At 68.6% G+C, this 19504-nt stretch carries 14 protein-coding genes and 1 pseudogene; 8 read left to right on the plus strand and 7 right to left on the minus strand.

What is annotated here, in order from left to right; all coding sequences use genetic code 11:
• On the plus strand, positions 1–1861 hold a 1861-nt coding region (locus A5624_RS12005; RefSeq protein ID WP_066866361.1), incomplete at its 5' end, for a lysylphosphatidylglycerol synthase transmembrane domain-containing protein.
• 4 nt (positions 1862–1865) lie between these two features.
• Here A5624_RS12005 and A5624_RS12010 read toward each other — a convergent pair.
• Positions 1866–4499 carry a GH92 family glycosyl hydrolase gene (locus A5624_RS12010; RefSeq protein ID WP_066866363.1) on the minus strand — a complete coding sequence of 878 codons (2634 nt, stop codon included), beginning with the start codon at positions 4497–4499 and terminating at the stop codon, positions 1866–1868.
• Positions 4500–4701: 202 nt separating this feature from the next.
• On the opposite strand from A5624_RS12010, the gene A5624_RS12015 reads away from it, so the two are divergent.
• Together A5624_RS12015 and A5624_RS12020 are read left to right on the plus strand one after the other, a co-directional pair.
• Entirely contained in the window at positions 4702–5379 is a 678-nt protein-coding gene (locus tag A5624_RS12015) for an LpqN/LpqT family lipoprotein (RefSeq protein ID WP_066866365.1), read from the plus strand.
• A 40-nt stretch (positions 5380–5419) separates the two neighbouring features.
• Positions 5420–5904, plus strand: a pseudogene (locus A5624_RS12020) (hypothetical protein).
• 12 nt (positions 5905–5916) lie between these two features.
• On the opposite strand, the gene A5624_RS12025 reads toward A5624_RS12020, so the two are convergent.
• The 4 genes from A5624_RS12025 to galT form a co-directional block, all read right to left on the minus strand.
• Entirely contained in the window at positions 5917–6603 is a 687-nt protein-coding gene (locus tag A5624_RS12025) for a PAS and ANTAR domain-containing protein (RefSeq protein ID WP_066866367.1), read from the minus strand.
• Between the two features lie 184 nt (positions 6604–6787).
• A complete protein-coding gene (locus tag A5624_RS12030; protein WP_066866369.1) occupies positions 6788–7543 on the minus strand; it encodes a Mut7-C RNAse domain-containing protein in 756 nt (251 codons plus the stop codon).
• The gene (locus A5624_RS12035; protein ID WP_066866371.1) at positions 7540–8634 is read right to left on the minus strand and encodes a galactokinase; all 1095 of its coding nucleotides are present in this window, start codon (positions 8632–8634) and stop codon (positions 7540–7542) included. The genes A5624_RS12030 and A5624_RS12035 overlap by 4 nt, the downstream gene beginning before the upstream one ends.
• Positions 8631–9737 (minus strand): galactose-1-phosphate uridylyltransferase, encoded by a 1107-nt coding sequence (gene galT, locus A5624_RS12040; protein WP_066866373.1) that lies wholly within the window; start codon positions 9735–9737, stop codon positions 8631–8633. Before galT ends, A5624_RS12035 begins: the two co-directional genes overlap by 4 nt.
• 111 nt (positions 9738–9848) lie before the next feature.
• Between galT and A5624_RS12045 the strand changes: the two genes are divergently transcribed.
• Together A5624_RS12045 and A5624_RS12050 are read left to right on the plus strand one after the other, a co-directional pair.
• Positions 9849–12071: an FUSC family protein gene (locus A5624_RS12045; RefSeq protein ID WP_066866375.1), complete on the plus strand. Its 2223-nt coding sequence runs from the start codon at positions 9849–9851 to the stop codon at positions 12069–12071.
• 94 nt (positions 12072–12165) lie between these two features.
• Complete coding sequence (locus A5624_RS12050; RefSeq protein WP_066866377.1) at positions 12166–13425, plus strand: cytochrome P450; 1260 nt, start codon at positions 12166–12168, stop codon at positions 13423–13425.
• Here A5624_RS12050 and A5624_RS12055 read toward each other — a convergent pair.
• Entirely contained in the window at positions 13422–14300 is an 879-nt protein-coding gene (locus A5624_RS12055; RefSeq protein WP_066866379.1) for an alpha/beta fold hydrolase, read from the minus strand. The genes A5624_RS12050 and A5624_RS12055 overlap by 4 nt on opposite strands.
• 47 nt (positions 14301–14347) lie before the next feature.
• Between A5624_RS12055 and A5624_RS12060 the strand changes: the two genes are divergently transcribed.
• The 3 genes from A5624_RS12060 to A5624_RS12070 all read left to right on the plus strand — a co-directional run bounded on the left by A5624_RS12060 (position 14348) and on the right by A5624_RS12070 (position 18093).
• Entirely contained in the window at positions 14348–15235 is an 888-nt protein-coding gene (locus A5624_RS12060) for an NYN domain-containing protein (protein WP_066866382.1), read from the plus strand.
• Between the two features lie 150 nt (positions 15236–15385).
• On the plus strand, positions 15386–16615 hold the full coding sequence (locus A5624_RS12065; protein WP_066866440.1) for a cytochrome P450: 1230 nt from the start codon (positions 15386–15388) through the stop codon (positions 16613–16615).
• A gap of 116 nt (positions 16616–16731) precedes the next feature.
• Complete coding sequence (locus tag A5624_RS12070) at positions 16732–18093, plus strand: hypothetical protein (RefSeq protein ID WP_066866384.1); 1362 nt, start codon at positions 16732–16734, stop codon at positions 18091–18093.
• Between the two features lie 14 nt (positions 18094–18107).
• Here A5624_RS12070 and A5624_RS12075 read toward each other — a convergent pair whose 3' ends face one another.
• Positions 18108–19415, minus strand: coding sequence for an NRAMP family divalent metal transporter (locus tag A5624_RS12075; RefSeq protein ID WP_066866386.1), 1308 nt, complete (start codon positions 19413–19415; stop codon positions 18108–18110).
• Between the last annotated feature and the right edge of the window lie 89 nt (positions 19416–19504).

Here is a 19504-nt window from a genome sequence, read left to right on the forward strand (position 1 = left end):
ACCCACCGAACATCACGGTGTCGTCCTCCACGGTGATGTGGTGGCTGCGCAGGTCACCGTGGGCGATCTGGCGGTCGGGTGGGTGGTGGGCGCGCTGGTGGTGCTCGTCGTCGGCACGCCCGCGCTCGAGGTGCCGTTGGACGCGGCGGTGCGCGCCCTGGCCAAGGCGGGCTTCACCGTCACGCGGCTCACCGTGGTCCGGCCGGCCGGCCGTGGCCCGCTGATCCTTTCGGCGGAGGGCGAACATCTCGGTGACACGGCGCTGATCGAGTTGTACGGCCCGCATCAACGCAGCGGCGGAGCGCTGCGCCAGCTCTGGGGAAAGCTGAAGCTGCGCGACGCCGAAACCGCGCCCCTAGTGACCTCCATGCGCCGCGCCGTCGAACACCGCGCGCTGATGGCGATCGCCATCGGCAACGCGGGCCTGGCCAACACGGCGACGGTCGCGGTCGCGCCGCTGGACCGCGGCTGGATGCTGTACTCGCACCGGCGCCCGCTCGGCACCCCCATTGACGAATGCGCGACGACGACTCCCGTTGCCCGGCTGTGGGAATCGCTGAAAGTCCTCAACGACCGCCAGATCGCCCACGGTGACCTGCGCAGCCACCACATCACCGTGGAGGACGACACCGTGATGTTCGGTGGGTTCGGAAGTGCCGAATACGGGGCCACCGAGGCCCAACTGCAATCCGACATCGCGCAGCTATTGGTGACGACGTCCGCGCTGTACGAGCCGAAGTCCGCGGTGCGCGCGGCGATCGAGGTGTTCGGCAAGGACACCATCCTGTCCGCTTCGCGCCGGCTCACGAAAGTCGCTGTGCCACGGTTTATTCGGCGGTCCATACCGAACTCTGGAACCGTCATCTCCGGCGCACGGGCCGAGGTCAAGCGCCAAACCGGCGCCGACCAGATCAAGCCTGCGACCATCACCAGGTTCACCCGCAGCCAGATCGTGCAGCTGGTGCTCTTCGGCGCGCTGGTCTACGTCGCCTACCCGTTCATCAGCACGGCACCGACGTTCTTCTCCCAACTGCGGACGGCGAACTGGTCGTGGGCGCTGCTGGGGCTGCTGGTGTCGGCGCTCACGTATGCCGGTGCGGCAGCCGCGTTATGGGCCTGCGCCGACGGCATGGTGAACTTCTGGACGCTGTCAATCGCGCAGGTGGCCAACACCTTTGCCGCCACCACCACCCCGGCGGGCGTCGGCGGTCTGGCGCTGAGCACGCGGTTCCTGCAAAAGAGCGGCTTGTCGGCGATGCGGGCCACCGCGGCGGTGGCGCTGCAGCAGTCGGTACAGGTGATCGCCCACCTGGCGCTGCTGGTGCTGTTCAGCGCCGCCGCCGGCGCCTCGATGAACCTGCGGCATTTCGTGCCGAGCGCGACACTGCTGTACCTGATCGCCGGGATCGCGCTGGGCATCGTCGGTGCGTTCCTGTTCGTGCCCACGCTGCGCAAGTGGCTGGCGACCGAGGTGCGACCGAAGCTGAACGAGGTGGTGACCGATCTGGTCAAGCTGGCCCGCGAACCGCGGCGGCTGGCCCTGATCCTGCTGGGTTGTGCGGGCACCACCCTCGGCGCGGCGCTGGCGCTGTGGGCCAGCATCGAAGCCTTCGGTGGCGGAACGACTTTCGTCGCCGTCACGGTGGTCACCATGGTCGGCGGCACGTTGGCCTCCGCCGCTCCCACGCCCGGCGGTGTCGGGGCCGTCGAGGCGGCGCTGATCGGTGGCCTGGCCGCGTTCGGGGTGCCGGCGGCGGTCGGCGTGCCCTCGGTCCTGCTGTACCGGGTGCTGACCTGCTGGCTGCCGGTCTTCGTCGGCTGGCCAGTGATGCGGTGGCTGACCAAAAACGAGATGGTCTGAGGACCTAGTTCTCGGATTCGGCCTGTGCGACCACGAGAACCGTTGAGGTGCGCACGCTTCGGCCGACGGTGGTGGTCAAATACGCCAGGTAGAAGTCCTCGGGCACCGACGGTGCGACCGAGATGGAAACGGTGACGCTGGCCGACCCGTCGGCGCGGAATTGACCCGATGCCGGCCGCACGCCGATCCCGACATCGGAGGAGGTGCCCGCGACGGTGTAACCGTCGGCGGTGTCGGTCATGCGTTGCGCATCAAGGGTGACGGTGCCCGTGCTCCCGGGCGCGATCGTGACGACGGGTTGAGCAACGTTGACGGCCACCGCCGAGCTGCCGGCCCCGAACGACGGCGGCGCATCGGATTGCGCTGTGCCCCAATGCTTGTCGGGATAGGCGGCCAGCGAGTACGCCAGTGTGCCGCCGGTGCGGATGATCGACTCGGGCAGCGACGTGTGGTCGGTGGCCTGCCCGTCGACCCTCAGGCCGCTGATGTATTTGAGGTGGTGCGGTCCCGAGGCGCCCGGCGCGAAGATCCGGATGAATTTGTTTGCCGGCAGCGCGATTTCGACACGGTCGAACAACGGCGCGCCGACGGTGAGGATCGGCGTTCCCGGGGTGGCCGGGTACAGCCCCAGCGCCGCCCACACGTACCAGCTGGCCAACGCGCCCAGGTCGTCGTTGCCCGGCTCACCGTCGGCGGTCGGGGCGAACAGCCCGCGCACCCGGTCCACGGCGTGCTGGGTCTTCCATGGTTGACCGATGTAGTTGTACAGCCACGGCACACCGAAACTCGGTTCGTTGCCGGCCCACAGGTAGGGCTGGTTGGGACCGACATTGAGCTTGTCGGTGAAGCGGTCGAGCCGGTCGGCCACGGCGGCGCGGCCGCCGAGCGCGGTCACCAGTCCCGCCACGTTGTGGGGGACCGACCAGACGTACTGTTCGGCATTGCCCTCGTCGTAGCCGACCTGGCCGAAGTTCTCCGGGGCCACCACGAACCCGGGACCGGGGCGGAAGAAGCCGGTCCAGCTGCGCGGCAAGACGTATCGCGTGGTGGGGTTGAACAGGTTCTGCCAATACTGCGCCCGGTTCGCGAATTCGGTGGCGGTCGCGGCGTCACCCAGCGAGTCGGCGAATCGGGAGATCGCGAAGTCGTCGATCGACCACTCGAGGGTGATCGACGCGTCGGCGATCCAGCCGTTGCGGCCGAACTCCAACGTGAACGGCGCATAGCCGAACCGCAGGTAGGTGCCGATGCCGCGACGCTCGACGTAACCGGCCAGGCCCACGCCGCCTTTGGTCGCCCCGTCCACCATGTAGCGCAACGCCTTTTGCGTGTCGAAGTCATTGGCGCCGAACGCATTCCAATTCACGATCAGCGGGGTCACGCTGTCCCCGCTCATCTCCCCGGTCGCGGCGTTGGCGAACGCCCAGCGCGGCAGCGCTCCACTCTGCTCGGCGTCGTTCACCAACGATTGGGCCATGTCGCTGGCCCGCTCCGGAAACAGCAACGCCTGCAGCGCCGCCAGGCACCGGTAGGTGTCCCAGTCGGAGAAGTTGGCGTACTGCGTGTGCCCGGCGGCGACCGTGTGGATGGAGCCGTCGAACCCGACGTAGCGTCCGTCGGCGTCGTTGAACATGTTGGGGTGCAACAGGGATCGATACAGGGAGGTGTAGAAGGTGCTCAGGTCGTCGACGTTGCGGCCGGCCACCGAGACGCGGGACAGCGCGGCGTTCCAGTCGCGGGACGCGGCGCCGCGAACGTCGTCGAAGCCGGCCGAGCCCTCGGCCGCCAGGTTCGCCCGGGCCCCCTCGATCCCGACGTAGGAGACCGCGGTGCGCACCTCGAGCGTCGAGCCGGCCGGGAATTCGACGTATCCGCCGGCATACGGCGCGTTGGCGCCGCGGGCGCCGGGGTAGACGGCGGTGCCGTCCCAGGACCCGTAGCCGGTGAAGGGCTGGCTGAACTTCATCGCGAAGTACACCGTGTAGGCGTTCGGTTTGTCGCAGAATCCCCCGCTGGTGGCCCAACCGGTGATCGTGGTGTTGTCCTCCCCGATCTGGATGGTCGCGCGCGAGTTGCCCGCCAACGACGAGCCCGAGCGCACCTGCAGCAGCGCGGGCCGGCCGTTGCGCGGATAACTGAAACGGCCGACGCCCGTGTGCGCGGTGGCGGTGAGTTCCGCCTTCACGCCGGTGCCGGGGAACCGCACCGCGTAATAACCGGGGACGCCTTGCTCGCTGTCGTCGTGGGCGATGCCTTCGGTGGCATTCCAGGGTTGCCGACCGATCCCGCCGGTGACCGGCAGCATCGAGATGTCGCCGAACGCAGCGCATCCCACCGACGCGTGGGTCATGCTGAAGCCAGTGGCGCGCGGGTTGTCGTAGTTGTAGCCAGCGTAGTTGCCGACGGTGTCCGGCGAGTACTGCACCATCCCGAAGGGCACCGTGGCACCGGGGAAATTGTTGATCTCCCCGACCGTCTCGCCGCCCGTCCCGGTGCCGATGAGCGTGGCGACGTGGTCGACCGGATTCGCCACGAACACCGGCGGACCGTCGTATCCCCTGGGTGGGGCCGCCGCGATGAAGACCATGAAGACAGCCGACGCCGCGATGACCGCAATGAGGGCCCGCCGCGACCGCATACCTGTCTAATACTCCGCTAACGAACCGAAAACGCCGTATTCGTGGGGCGTTTCGGCCGGCGAATTGGACAACTATTGGGGCCGCACCGAGTCGCGGGCAAAAACTCCACAAGATACCGGCAAACCGTCGAGGTTTTTCCGTTACTGTCATGCCCAGCACGGCTGGCGCTGGTACCGGCCCAATTTTCGGGAGATTGGATCGATGAAACATTTGACGCTAGCAACCATTTCCGTGGCGCTCAGTCTGGCGCTCGTCGGTTGCGGCCACGACCACAAATCCGGCGATAAAGCGTCGACTTCCACTTCGACGACGACGTCGTCTGCCACGTCGACGTCGTCGCAGACCGGCGCGCCACCCGCGGCGAAGGCCAAGTACACCATCGCCGACTACGTCAAGGACAACAACATCGCCGAGACACCCGTGCACCACGGCGACCCCGGCCCGAACGTCGACCTGCCGGTGCCCGCGGGCTGGCAGCTCAACCAGAACTCCGGCACCTCGTATGGCGGCATCGTGCAGAGCCAGCCCGCCAATCCCGCCGATCCGCCGACCGTCTCGGCGCTGTACTCCAAGCTGAGCGGCAATGTCGATCCCGCGAAGCTCATCCAATTCGCTCCGGGCGAGGTGCAGAATCTGCCCGGATACCAGGGCACCGGCAACGGCTCGGCGTCCACGCTCGGCGGCTTCCAGGCCTGGCAGGTGGGCGGCACGTACCAGCGGGGCGGCCAGACCCGGGTCATCGCGCAGAAAACCGTGGTGATCCCCAGCCAGGGCGCGGTCTACGTGCTGCAGCTCAACGCCGACGGGCTGGAAAGCGACCAGGGCCCGCTGATGGACGCCACCAACATCATCGACGACCAGACCACCATCACGGGCTGAATGGCGGGCCGCGGGGCGCGGTTGCCTCTACGGTGAACGCATGACAGAGCAGTCGTATGCGGTGGACGCCGGTCATCCACCGTCGGCGCTGATGCGTCTGGTCAATCCGGTGATGGGGTTCTTGCTGCGCAGCCCGCTGGCCGGGCTGGCCCGCAAGCAGTTCATGGTGCTGAGTTTCACCGGGCGAAAGACGGGACGCGCTTATTCAATTCCGTTGAGCGCCCATGTGATTGACGGCGAGCTGTACGCGCTGACCGGAAATCCGTGGAAGCAGAACTTCCGCGACGGCGGACCGGTCCAGGTCGTTTACGACGGCAAGACGACGGCGATGCGCGGCGAGCTCATCCGCGACCGGGCCGTCGTCTCCGACCTGCTGGTGCGCTGCGCCGAGTCCTACGGGGTCCAGCGCGCGCAGCGCATGATCGGGTTGAAGTTTCGCGACCAGCGCATCCCGACCCGCGACGAGTTCGCCGAGGCGGTCACCGGCTGCATCTGGGTGCGGTGCGGCTGAGTCCGGCGCCCTAGCACCGCACCCGCTCAGGTGGTGTCGCCGCTCTCGGGCGCGCGCAGGTGGGCGCCCCGCAGGCGCTGGTCGAATCGCGAGCGCGCGGTGATGACCTCTTTGCCCAGCGCCGAGAAGTCCTCGGCGATCCGTTGGGCGAGCAGTCCGAGCTTGGTGTTTCCCGACTGGGACAGCGTTTTGAGCATGTTGAACGCGGCGTCTTCGTCGATGCCGTAGATCAGCATCAGCATGCCCTTGGTCCGCTCGATCACGCCGCGGCGCCCGGCGATTTCGGCGACCTTCGCGCTGATGGATTCCTCGCGGCTGCGCGCGGGCGTCGGCGTGACTTCGATGTAGAAGCCGTGCGTCCCGACGACGTTGCCGTCGTCATCGCAGAATTGGTCGCCCACCACCAGGACGTGATGGATCATGCCGCCGGTGTCCACGATGCGATGCCGTGTGCTGAATGCCTGACGACGCCTGATCATGTCGTTGATGCCGTCGGTCACCTGAGGACGATCGGCCGGATGCTTGTGCGACAGCACCAGTTCCGTGGTGGGTGTCACCGTGCCGGGTTGGTACCCGTGCATGCGCTGGACCTGGTCGGACCATACCCAGCGGTGGCCTTCGAAGTAGAAGCGGAACCAGCCCACGGATTGTGGGGTGGCGCCGGCCAGCCCCCGCTCGATCGCTGCGGCTTGGCTGTCTAGATTCCAAGCCACGGCTGACGTTTCGCGTAGTGGGCGGCAGAATTTGGTAGCGATCGCAGCTGGATCGCTACCGCCCGGGCGGGAAAACCGGTACTGCACATGCAGGAGTGGGATACCCCCATGGGGGTTAGGTTACATTTTCTGACCACTGGTCATGCCCGGAATCTCAAAATTGCCGGGCGAGTAAGTTTGGCGTTCAGATCCGGCGCCGCAGGCGTTCGACGAGGGCGACCAGCTTCGCGTGGTGCGACCCGGCCCAATAGATGCGGCCGCATTGCGTGCACCGGCTGAAGTCGTCGTAGTGCTCGCGGGTCAGCGGCTCCAGCTCATCGATCACGTCCTCCTTGGCGACCGGAGCCAACATGCCGTTGCAGCGCACACACCGGCTCAGCGGCGCCAGCCGTCGCTCCAAATCGAGCCGGCGGAGCACGGCGACCGCCTGCTCCTCCGGATCGTCCGAGCGAACAAACAGGCCATGGGTGACGGCGCGGCGCTTCAACAGGCCGCGGTCGCGGGTCAGCAGGATGCGCCGCTGCGCGCCGCTGACCTCGGCCAGGGTCTGGTCATCGGCGTCGTTCGACCACCACACGTCGAACCCGAACAGCCGCAGCAACCACGCGAGCCGGCCGAGGTTGACGTCGACGACGAAGCGCGGGTCGCGCAACGGCACGGGCCGAAGCCTGCCGGTCGGGCCGATGTCGAGCGCCTCGAACACCGGATAGGCGGCGACGCGGTCCCCGGAGACCGGGCGGTAATCGAACCCCCGGGCCGCATCGTTCACCAGGATGAGGTCGACCTCGGTGTGCGGAATTCCCATCGCCTCCAACACATCTTTGACGCTCTGGTGGGGTTTGAAGGGCCGGCGCACGGTGTGCCCGCGCAACGGCGCCGCGACGAAGTCATTGAGTTCGGCGTATGCCCGAACTTCGATGTAGCCGGTCGGCTCGCTCACGCCGGTCCCGCGCCCGCGGCCGCGCGGGTTCGGGTGACGACGGGCTGCTCGAACCCGGCGTCGGCCACGGCCCGTTGCACCGCCTCGCCGACCGCATTCGCGCGCTCGTGCGGCACCAGCGCGATCACACAGCCGCCGAAGCCGCCGCCGGTCATCCGCGCGCCCAGCGCGCCCGCGCGCACCGCGGTCTCAGCGATCAGGTCGATGCGTTCGGTGGTGATGCCGAAGTCGTCACGCATGGAGGCGTGCGAGGCGGTGAAGATCCTCCCGGCTTCGGAATAGTCCGAATTACGCAGCGCCGCAACGCAATCGATGACCCTCTGGTTTTCGGTCAGCACGTGTCGGGCGCGCCGGGCGTCGGCGGGATCGCGCACGGCCGTCAGGTCGACGGGCCCACGATCGGCGGCCTCACGCAGCGAGGACGCCGACAGTTCGGCCGCCGCCCGCTCGCACGACGCGCGCCGCGCCGCGTAGTCGCCGCCGGCGTGGCTGTGGCGCTGCCGCGAGTCGATCAGCAACAGCGTGACACCCGCGGCGGCCGGGTCGAAAACCACCGGCGTGACGGTGAGGTCGGCGAAGTCGATCAGCACCGCCGTCGCGTCGCGGCCGCAGAGCGCGGCCAGCTGATCGAGCAAACCCGTTGGCGCCCCGACGTATTCGTTTTCGGCGCGCTGGGCCAGCCGGGCCTGTTCCTTGGGGTCGATGCGGACACCCGCGGCCGTGGTGATCGCGCCCAGCGCCGCGCATTCCAGCGCCGCCGACGACGACAGACCCGAGCCCATGTGCAGGTCGCTGGTGATCGACATGGCGCCGCCCGGCACCGGGTGGCCGCCCTGGCGCAGCGCCCAGATCACCCCGGCCACGTAGGCCGCCCAGCCGGCCACCTCGCCGGGAACGGTGCCGATCCGAACGCGCACCGGGGCATCGGCGCGGTCGCTGACGACGGTGATCGCGTCGTCGTCGGTGGGCGTGAACGTCGCCACGGTGCGCTGCGGTAGCGCGATGGGCAGCGCGAAACCCAGGTTGTAGTCGGTGTGTTCGCCGATCAGGTTGATCCGCCCCGGGGCGGCGTAGCGGATCGGCGTGGTCATTGCGCGAGGCCCCGCAACAGCTGGGCCACGCTTTCCGGCGTGACGTCACCGATGAAGGCATCCATCGCCGATTCGGAGGCCGCCAGGTACTTGAGCTTGGTGGCGCTGCGCCGGATGGACATCAATTCGACGTGGAAGTAACCCTCGGCCTGGGCGGCGGTGTCGGCGTACTGATGCAGCGCCGAAATGTAGGGCAGCGGCGCGGAATACAGCCGGTCGAAGCGCCTGAGCACGTCGAGGTACACGTCGACGAATGCGCAGGATTCGTCCTCGCCGAGTTCGGTCAGGTTGCGCACGAACCGGTTCGGGTAGATGTGCACCTCCACCGGCCAGCGCGCCGCGAACGGCACGAACGCGGTGAACAACTCGTTGCGCGCGATGACGCGGCTGCCGGCCTCGACCTCGCGGGCCAGCAGGTCGGCGAACAGGTTGCCGCCGTGGCGTTCTCGATGCAGACGGGCCTGCTCCAGCATGGCGGCGGTGCGCGGCGTCAGATAGGGGTAGCCGTAGATCTGACCGTGCGGGTGGGTCAACGTCACCCCGATTTCCTCGCCGCGGTTCTCGAAGCAGAACACCTGCTCGATGCCCGGCCTGGCCATCAGGTCGGCGGTGCGATGCCGCCACGCCTCGACGACCAGCCGTGCGTGCGCCGGCTCGAGCTGGGCGACGGATCCGGTGTGGTCGGCCGAAAAGCAGATCACTTCGCAGCGGCCGTGCCCGGGCGCGGCCGCAAAGCCGTCGTCGGCGGGCACGGGCGGCGAGACCGGCGACGACGGCAGCGCGCCGGACAGGCTGGGGAAGCGGTTCTCGAAGACGACGACGTCGTAATCGGGCGCGGGCACCTCACTGGTCAGCCCGGTCGGGCCCGGGCACAGCGGGCACGCCTCGGGTGGCGGCTTGTAGGTGCGGTCCTGGCGCAGCGCCGCGATGATCACCCACTGCCCGGTGGACCGGTCGAACCGCAGCTGCGACTGCGCGGAGGGCTCAGCGGCACGCGACGGCAGCGGCCGGCGATCTTCGACCGGCGCCGGGTGATGCCCCGGCAGCGCGAAGAACAGCAGCTCACGACCGTCAGCCAGCTGCGCGCGCGTCGGCTCGGTCACGATGTCGAAGACTACTTTGGTCGCCGTGGCGCGGTTCGGGTAACCATGGGGGGTAAGCGCACGAGAGGGGTCATCGGAATAACTGTTCTTTACGAACGCGCCCGCAATTGGGTGATCGGCTCCGATCCTGGCTTGCTTCGGTTGCGCATGGCGACCCGGACGACGGCCGCGCTCGGCCTCTCCCTGCTGGCGCTCTTCATCCTGACCAAGGCGACGGGACAACCCCTGACCGTCGCCCTGCTGGGCGTCGTCATCACCATGGTCGCGTCACGCTCCGTCAACGAACCCGACCCGCGCCAGCAGCGAATCACCATGGCGCTGTTGCCGTTGCCGGCCGCGGTGTCCATCACCGCCGCCGCGGTGCTGGCCCCGCACCTGGTGGCCAGTGACGTCGTGTTCGTGGCCGTGGTCTTCACCGCGGCGTACATCCGCCGCTTCGGGGCGCGGGGCAGGGCGCTGGGCATGGTCGCGTTCATGTCCTACTTCTTCACGCTGTATCTGCACGCCCGCCTCGCGGAGCTGCCCTGGATGATCGGGGCGGTCGCGGTGGGCACCGTGTGCACGTTCGTGATGAGCACCTACGTGATGCCCGATCGACCGGAGCGGGTGTTGCGCGACACCGTTCGGGCCCTGCGCGCCCGGATGGCGATCGTCATCGACACCACCGCCGAAGCGGTGCGGACGGGCCGCCTCGATGAGCGGCGGCGCCGCCGCATGCGGGCCCGCACCATCCGGCTCAACGAGACCGCCCTGTTGGTGCAGAGCCAGATCGAAGACAAGGCCGACCCCGCCACCCTGTGGCCCGGCGTCACCACCGAGCAACTGGCCCCCTGGCTGCTGGATGCCGAGCTGGCCATCGAATGGGTGGCCACCGCCGGTCGACGGGCCGCCGTCCTTGCCTGCGAGGCCCCGGACGCCATCCCCGCACCCACCCGGGCCGCGCTCGTCGACGCGCTGACCGAGCTGGCGCGAGCGATCCGGCTCCCCGAACCCGACGGGCTGCGCCGGGCCGCCGACCGCGCGCAGCGACTGCTGGACGAGCAGCGCGGCCCCGCCTCGGACCCGGCCGGCGATGACTCGGGCGCCACCGCCGTGCGGCGCCTGGCCCTGGCGATAATCAACGCCGCCACAGCGACTTCCGATGTGCGGGCGATCGTCGACCGGGCCACCACCGGCCGCCCCCTCGACGACGCCGCCACCTCCCCGGCGGCGCCCGAGGGTGACGAACCCGACGAGGCCACCGAGGAAGAGCCGTCCACCGGGCTGCCGCCGACCACCCGGCAGGCCATCCAGGTGTCGGTCGCCGCATCGTTGGCCATCGTCGTCGGCGAGCTGGTGTCGCCCGCGCGCTGGTATTGGGCGGTGATCGCCGCGTTCGTCATCTTCGCCGGCACCAACTCCTGGGGCGAAACCTTGACCAAGGGCTGGCAACGGCTGCTCGGCACGCTGCTCGGCGTGCCCTGCGGCGTGCTGGTGGCCACGTTGCTGACCGGCCACAAGACCGCCGCGCTGGCCGGCATCTTCGTGTGCCTGTTCTGCGCCTTCTACTTCATGACGGTCACCTACAGCTTGATGACGTTCTGGATCACCACGATGCTGGCGCTGCTGTACGGCCTGCTCGGCCAGTTCTCGTTCGGCGTGCTGATGCTGCGCATCGAAGAGACGGCGATCGGTGCCGTCATCGGGGCGACGGTGGCGGTCCTGGTGCTGCCGACCAACACCAGAACCGCGATCCGCATCGACACCCGGGCCTTCTTGACGAGCCTGTCCGCCCTGATCGAGGTGTCGGCCGCGACGATGTTCGGCGAGGCGGACAGCGCCAGCCCCTCGGAGCAGGCGCGTCAGGTCGGTCGCGATCTACAGCAGTTCCGGGTCACCGCCAAGCCGTTGCTGGCCGGGGTCGCCGGGCTGGCCGGCCGGCGCAGCATCCGCCGCGCGCTGCGCATCTTCACCGCCTGCGACCGGTACGGTCGAAGCCTGGCGCGCAGCGCCGAGCAGTATCGCGATCCGGTCGGGTCACCCTCGCTGGCCTCGGAACTGGCGCAAGCGTTTTCGGCGGCCGCGGACCAGACGCGGCGCAACATCGAAGCGTTGCAGGAAGCCATCGAAGGGGGCCACGCACCGACGCTGACCTCGGCGGCCGACGAACTCGACGCCGCCGAGACGGTGGCCCGGCAACAGGACGGCGACGGCCGCGATGCCATGAGCCCCGACACCCGGCGGTTCCTCACCGCCGTGCACGCCCTGCGCCAGATCGAGCGCGCCATCATCACCGCGGCCACCAATCTCGGTGGGCGCGAGAGCGTCAAGACCGCCAGTCCCGCGTCGCGCTGATCCGGTGCCTCGCAGATTTGCTAGGCGATCCGCACGCACGCGGCTAGCATCGTGCTAACCGCCACCGCCAGGGCAGCAGTCGAGGAGAAATCCGATGGCGACACCGAACCTTCCGCCGGGCTTCGATTTCACCGACCCCGACATCTACGCCCGTCGGCTTCCGGTGCAGGAGTTCGCCGAACTGCGTGCCACGCAACCCATCTGGTGGAACGAGCAGCCGCTGGATCAAGGGGGCTTCGGCGACGGCGGTTACTGGGTGGTGACCAAGCACCGCGACGTGCGCGAGGTGTCGCTGCGCAGCGATGTCTTCTCGTCGGCCACCAAGTCGATCGTGCCGCGCTACCGGGAAGACTTGGCGCAGGGGCAGATCGAGGCGGGGCGGGCGTCGATGATCATGATGGACGACCCCGAGCACAGCCGGTTGCGCAAGATCGTCTCGCGGGGCTTCACGCCTCGGGCGGTCGAGCGGCTGCGCGCCGAACTCACCGAACGCGCGCGACGCATCACCGCCGACGCCGCCGCGCACGGCTCGGGCGATTTCGTCCGGCAGGTGGCGTGCGAGCTGCCGCTGCAGGCCATTTCGGGACTGCTCGGTGTGCCGACGGAGGACTACGACAAGCTGTTCGACTGGACCAACAACATGATCGGCAGCGACGACCCGGAGTTCGCCGGCAATGACGCGCTGACGTCGGCGGGTGAATTGATGTGGTACGCCATGCAATTGGCGGCGCGCAAGGCCGAGGAACCCGGCCCGAAGGATCGCGACATCGTCACCACGCTGATCGAGGCCGATTCCGAGGAGCAGCGACTCTCCGAGGCCGAGTTCGGCATGTTCGTGGTCACCCTGGCCGTGGCCGGCAACGAGACGACCCGCAACTCGATCACCCAGGGGATGATGGCCTTCACCGACCACCCGGACCAGTGGGAGTTGTTCAAGGCACAGCGGCCGCAGACGGCGGCCGACGAGATCATCCGCTGGGCCACCCCGATCACAGCGTTCCAGCGCACCGCGATGACGGACACCGAACTCGGCGGCGTGGCCATCAAGCAGGGCCAGCGGGTGGTGCTGTTCTACCGGTCGGCGAACTTCGACGACGAGGTCTTCGACGAGCCGTTCACCTTCGACATCATGCGCAGCCCCAACCCGCACGTCGGATTCGGCGGCACCGGAGCGCATTACTGCATCGGCGCCAACCTGGCGCGCATGACGATCGATCTGATGTTCAACGCGATCGCCGACCAGATGCCCGATCTGAGGCCGGCCGGCGATCCCGAACGGTTGCGGTCGTCCTTCATCAACGGGATCAAGCACTGGCAGGTCGACTACCGCGGGACCTGCCCGGCGGGGCGCTAGCTGGGCTGGAAAGGCTGCTCTCGCTCGGTTTCCCGGCGCTCCCCCGCGGCGATGAAGTCCTCGATCAGCTCGACCACCCGATTGGGCACCTCCACCTGCGCGAAGTGGCCCACGTCGGGCAGCACCTCGAGCCGCGCGTCGGTGCGCGCTTCGTGCGCGGCGTAGGCATGCGCGACGGGAATGATGCCGTCGCGCTCCCCCCAGATGGCCATGACCGGTAACTCCTCGCGCAGCCGCAGCCGGTTGAGCGCGCTGACGGCCTGTCCGCGGTAGTCGACGACCGATCGCAGCGTCTTGAGGAACGATTGTCGCGTCTCGCCATCCGACAGCGACGAGTAGGCGCTCCACAGCTCGGCACCGCGCGGCGACTGGATGCCGGCGCTGCGCAGCCAGGACCGCAGCTTGTTGCCGACGGACAGGACGGGTGGCGGCGCGATGATCGGCAAGACCAGCTCCGCCCCGGGTGCAGAGAGCAGCCGCAGCACCCATCCCACGTCCGGGCCCAGGCCGCCGCTGCTGATCAGGATCAACCCCTTGGCGTAGTCGGGGTGCTGATAGACGAACTGCATCGCCACCCCGCCACCGAGGGAGTGACCGACGAGGGTCGCCTGGCTGACGCCGAGCTCGTCCAGGAAATCCCGCAGCCAGACCGCGAATGCGCCCAGCGAATAGTCCGTGCGGGGCTTCGCCGACTCGCCGTGGCCGAGCAGGTCCGGGGCGATGACCCGGAACTTCTTCGACAACGGCGGTATCACCGACCGCCAAGTCTCCGCGCTGCCCGCCATGCCGTGGATGAGCAGCAACACCTCGCCGTCACCCTCGTCGCGGTACGCGATGCGATCGCCGTGCAGGTCGAGAACCTTCACCTCACTCATCCGCCCTGGGTACCCGCTTTGGGCTGCCTACAGCGATGATCTAGTGCATGACCGAACCGGTTGCGACCCGCGTGGCCGTCTACCTCGACTTCGACAACATCGTGATCTCCCGATATGACCAGATTCACGGTCGGAACTCGTTTCAGCGGGACAAGGCCAAGGGCCTCGAGCAGCAATCTGAGCGGCTGGACCGGGCGACCGTGGACGTCGGCGCGATCCTCGACTTCGCGTCGTCCTTCGGGACCCTGGTGCTCACCCGGGCCTACGCGGACTGGTCGGCGGATATCAACGCCGGGTACCGCGGACAGTTGGTGGGCCGCGCGGTCGACCTGGTGCAGCTGTTCCCGGCGGCGGCGTACGGCAAGAACGGCGCCGACATCCGGTTGGCGGTCGACGCAGTCGAGGACATGTTCCGGCTGCCCGACCTGACCCACGTGGTGATCGTGGCCGGTGACTCCGACTACATTCCGTTGGCCCAGCGCTGCAAGAGGCTGGGCCGGTACGTGGTGGGCATCGGGGTGGCCGGCGCGTCGAGCCGGGCGCTGGCGGCGGCCTGCGACGAGTTCGTCATCTACGACGCGCTGCCCGGCGTTCCGGTGCCCGCCGACGCGGGATCGGCCAAGCCGAAGAAAGCGGCCGGCCGCGGCAAGTCGGCCCAGCCCGAGGAAGCCGACGAGCCCGAGGAGCAGCCCGACCCGCAGGCCGCCGCGACCGCGCTGCTCACCCGCGCGCTGCGGATCGGCCTGGAGAAAGACGACGTCGAGTGGCTGCACAACTCCGCGGTGAAGGCCCAGATGAAGCGGATGGACCCGTCGTTCAGCGAAAGATCCCTGGGATTCCGCTCGTTCAGCGATTTCCTGCGGTCGCGGTCCGACGTCGTCGAGCTGGACGAGACCTCGACGACGCGGACGGTGCGGCTGCGCGCGCAGGATTGAGGATCGCGACCCGCGCGATGCCGCCATGCATTTCCCGTTGGATGTATGGCGCTTCGTCCATCAGTGCGCCGATATCGTTGACACCCCTGGGCACCGGCCATACATTATTCGAAAGTCGTCCGCACGTTGTGCGGAACCAAGGAGACCGTCATGACCGTCGGTGCCGCTCCCCCAAGCGTTTTCGAGGCCGACCTGCCGACGCTGTCCTACGACCCCGAGGAAACGCCCGCCCAGGTCTACCCGCGACTGCGCGAGGCGCAGCGGCGGGCCCCCGTCGCGCTGGGACCGCACGGGCCCGAGGTGCTCTCCTATCACCTGGTCCGTTCCGTGCTTCGCGATCCCCGATTCCAGATCCCGCCCGGCATCAACCTGCTCGCCCAGGGCATCGACTCGGGGCCGCTGTGGGACAAGGTGGCCAACAGCCTGCTGTGCCTCGAGGGTGACGCGCACCATCGGCTGCGCAGCCTGTGCTCCAAGGCCTTCACCCCGCGCACGGTCGCGCGCCTGCACGACACCATGGTCGGGGTGCTCAACGAGCTGGTCGCCCGGGTGGCGGCCGCGGGCCGCTGCGACGTCGTCACCGATATCGCCCGCCCGTACCCCGTTCCGATCATCTGCGCGCTGCTCGGCGCGCCCCGCGAGGACTGGGAACAGTTTTCGTTGTGGGCCGACGACGTGTTCAAGGCCTTCAGCTTCACCGTCGACCTGCGCGCGGTCGAGCCGGTCGTGATGCGCGCGTGGCGCCAGCTCGACGACTACGTCGACGAGATGGTCGCCCGGCGGCGGCACAGCTTGACCGATGACCTGCTCTCCGACCTGATCCGCGCCGAGGACGAGGGCGACCGCCTCGACGCCGCCGAGCTGCGCATGTTGGCGGGCGGACTGCTGCTGGCGGGGACGGACACCACCCGCAACCAGGTGGCTGCCTCGGTGCAGGTCCTGTGTGAACATCCTGACCAGTGGGAGCTGCTGCAGCAGCGTCCCGAGCTGGCGATGCGTGCCGTCGAGGAGACCATGCGGCACTCGCCGATCGCCTGCGGCACGCTGCGGCTGGTGGTCGAGGACGCCGAGCTCGACGGCTACTCGTTTCCCGCCGGCACCGCCGTACTGGTGAATACCTTTGCCGCCAACCGTGATCCGGTGGTGTACGACGACCCCGACCGGGTCGACATCACCCGCGCGGCGCCGCCGCCCATCCTGACGTTCGGCGGCGGGGTGCACTACTGCCTGGGCGCGAACCTGGCCAGGCGCGAGATCGCCGAAGCGCTGAACGTCCTGGCGAACGGGCTGCGCCACCCGCGCATCGCCGGACCGGCACCGTGGAAGCCGATGGTGAGCCTGAGCGGTCCCAAGAGCCTGCCCATCGAGTTCGACCGGTAACCATCGGCCCCTTCCGCCGGGCGCAGGTTGTGACAAAGCGCGCCATACGCCCGAGTCGCGGCCGCATCGGGGCGGCTTTACGCTGCTTGGTTACACGAACGTAATGGGGGTTTTCGATGCGTGCAGCCTGGGCGCGTGCCCGGTGGCGGCGCCGGTCGCGCTACCGGCGCGCCGCGGTCGCGTCGGCGGCCTGCCTGGCGTTGGCCTCCTGTTCGGAAACCGCGGCGCCGCCCCCGCTCACCGCCACCACCTCCACATCCGTCTCCAAGACCAGCACCCGCGCGGCGGCCCCGCCCGCACCGATCACCGGGCCGCTGGAAAAGGACTGGAAAAGTTACGGCGGCACGGCCTATTTCGGCTGCCCGGAGAAATTCTCGGCCGGCAAATCGGCGCTCGAGGACATCCGGCCGAAAATCTTCGACCCGAAGACCGGGCAATACGTCGCGCCCGCCATCCCCACCGTGCCGGCCGGGGAGAGCCTCATCGGCGGCATGTGCGCGCTGACCGGCACGGCCGACGACATGAAGGTCGTCTATCTCGTCGCCACCACCGGGCCGGCGCAGCCACCCGCGCCCGCAGCCACCAAAACCACCGCGTACGTCTACGACTCCAAATCGGGCCAGCAGGTCGCCACCAAGGAGCTGCAGCCGCCGTCGCTCGACCTGAAGCCGACCGCACCCAAGGACTGGGGACTGGGATCGACCGCCTCCGGCGTGGCGTGGCTGAACGCCTTCACCGACGGCCACGGCGCCGCGTCGCCGCCGCGCACCGTCGTGCTGTCCGGCGGTGACCTGTCGACGATCTGGACCGATCCGCAGCCCGGCCGGGTCTGGCAGGACGTGCTCGCGTTCCAGCGCAACACCGAACCCGGCAAGACATCCGGCGCCGAGTTGCGCCGGCCCAGCGGGGAGGCGATCTTTCAGGACAACGACGTGCAGTCCGTCGACGCCGAATTGACCGACGGGCCGAACAAACTGGTGAAGCTCACGCACTGGGATTCGTATAACCCCCCGGCGCTGTCGACGATGTTCTACGACCTCAACGCCAAGTCCATCATCAAGATCGGTGATTCGGACCGGATTTCCGGCGGTGGGCTGAGCGCGGCGCTGTCCGACGGGAAGCTGTTCGTCGACGGCCACGGTTCGGACACTTCGCAATTCGGCTTCGGCGTCTGGAATCTGCGCACCCAACAATGGGACTTCCAAAAGAGCCGCGACGACGCCAAGAAGCTGTCGGTCTCCAAGCTGGCGTTCTTCGAAGACCACCTCTACATCACCGGCACCGGCGGGACGAATTCCGTGATCGCCTTGCCCGCAACCGATCCCGTCGCACCCAACTGGGCGCTACGCCCGTTCGAGCGGATCTCCGGATGGACGCTGGTGTGTCGCGGTGAGACGGCGCCGGGCGCCAACGGCGAGTGCAAGGAAATCGTCATGGTGCAAGACCAGGACGGCCACTACCCCGGGCCCTGGTTCTGACGTTCGGTCGCGCACTAGAACAGGCCGAGGGCCTGCGGCACCATGTACAGACCGAAGCCGATGGTCACGAAACACAGTGCGCGGGTGACGTATTTGTGCAGCCCCCGCATGCGCCACCGCTCGGGCAACGCCCTGGCCTCCAGCGCCAGCAGCAGGCCCAGCACGATCGGCAGCAACAGCGCGTTCATGACCTCGACGTCGACCGCCAGGTTGACCAGGTCGACACTGGCCAACACCAGCACCGCGCCCACGATGTGGGCGAGCGCGTAGGTGACGTAGAACTTGGCGGTCGCACGGTTGGGCCGCTCGTTGAGCGTGTGCTTCCAGCCGAACACCTCCGCGAGCCCCCAGGCCCCGGCCAGCGAGGCCACGATGGCGGCCACCAGCGCCGCGCCCAGCATGCCCAGGCCGAACAGCACCGTCCCGCCGACGTGGCCCAGATAGGGCGTCAGCGATTGGGCGATCTGGCCGACGGTTTCCAGCTCCGCCCCGCCGCCGTGTTTTCCGATGGTCCCAATAGTGGAAGCCATCGTGATCACCACCGCGATCATGATCAGCTGGGTCAGCACCGCGCCGAACGCGGTGTCGTAGCGAGCCTGTCGAATCGTGCTCTCCGACAAGCGCTTATCGACGACCGCGCCCTGCTGGTAGAAGATCATCCACGGCATGATGACCGCGCCGACGTTGGCCGCGACCAACAGCAGGTACGACGAGTTGCCCAGCGGCATCGACGACAGACCGTCCACCAGCGCCCTCGGATCGGGCCGGGCCATCACCATGGCCACCAGGAACGCCAGCTCGGCCGCGCCGACGACGAGGCCGATGCGTTCGACGCGCCGGTAGCTGCCGGTCAGCGCCAGCCCCAGCAGGGCGGCGGTGGCGACCGGAATGCTCACCCAGCGCGAGACGCCGAACAGTTCGCCGACCCCGGCGACGCCGGCGAACTCGGTCAGCAGCGCCCCGATCGCGGAGGCGAACAGCGTGAAGGCCGACAGCCACGCCCAGCCGCGGCCGAACCGCTCCCGGATCAGCGAGCCGTGGCCGCGTCCGGTGACGATGCCGAGCCGCACGGTCATCTCCTGCACGACGTAGAGGACCGGCATCAGGATCAGCTGCGGCAGCACCATCCGGTAGCCCCACTGGGCCCCGGACTGCGACGCGGTGATGAGCGAGCCCGCGTCGGTGTCGGCGAGCATCACCACCAGGCCGGGCCCCCACACCGAGAGCAGTCCCCACCGTAGCCACCGGCCACGGGTTCGCAGCGATACCGGCGGCCGGTCGCCGAATCCGTCGGCCACCGGTTGCGTGGTTGTCTCGGTCACCCGGCGATGATAACTAAGGGTCGCCTAACCGCGGGCGTTATCCCGGAGAGCGCCATTGACCGAAAACGCACAACCATTCTCGAAAATGC

The sequence above is a fragment of the Mycobacterium sp. 1482292.6 genome, from assembly GCF_001672995.1.
GTDB lineage: Bacteria > Actinomycetota > Actinomycetes > Mycobacteriales > Mycobacteriaceae > Mycobacterium > Mycobacterium europaeum_A.

Bases quoted from the DNA above. Each gene is read 5' to 3' on its own strand.
- A5624_RS12010 (WP_066866363.1), bottom strand. From the start codon at position 4,499: ATGCGGTCGCGGCGGGCCCTCATTGCGGTCATCGCGGCGTCGGCTGTC.
- A5624_RS12015 (WP_066866365.1), top strand. From the start codon at position 4,702: ATGAAACATTTGACGCTAGCAACCATTTCCGTGGCGCTCAGTCTGGCG.
- A5624_RS12035 (WP_066866371.1), bottom strand. From the start codon at position 8,634: ATGACCACGCCGATCCGCTACGCCGCCCCGGGGCGGATCAACCTGATC.
- A5624_RS12050 (WP_066866377.1), top strand. From the start codon at position 12,166: ATGGCGACACCGAACCTTCCGCCGGGCTTCGATTTCACCGACCCCGAC.
- A5624_RS12055 (WP_066866379.1), bottom strand. From the start codon at position 14,300: ATGAGTGAGGTGAAGGTTCTCGACCTGCACGGCGATCGCATCGCGTAC.
- A5624_RS12060 (WP_066866382.1), top strand. From the start codon at position 14,348: ATGACCGAACCGGTTGCGACCCGCGTGGCCGTCTACCTCGACTTCGAC.
- A5624_RS12065 (WP_066866440.1), top strand. From the start codon at position 15,386: ATGACCGTCGGTGCCGCTCCCCCAAGCGTTTTCGAGGCCGACCTGCCG.
- A5624_RS12070 (WP_066866384.1), top strand. From the start codon at position 16,732: ATGCGTGCAGCCTGGGCGCGTGCCCGGTGGCGGCGCCGGTCGCGCTAC.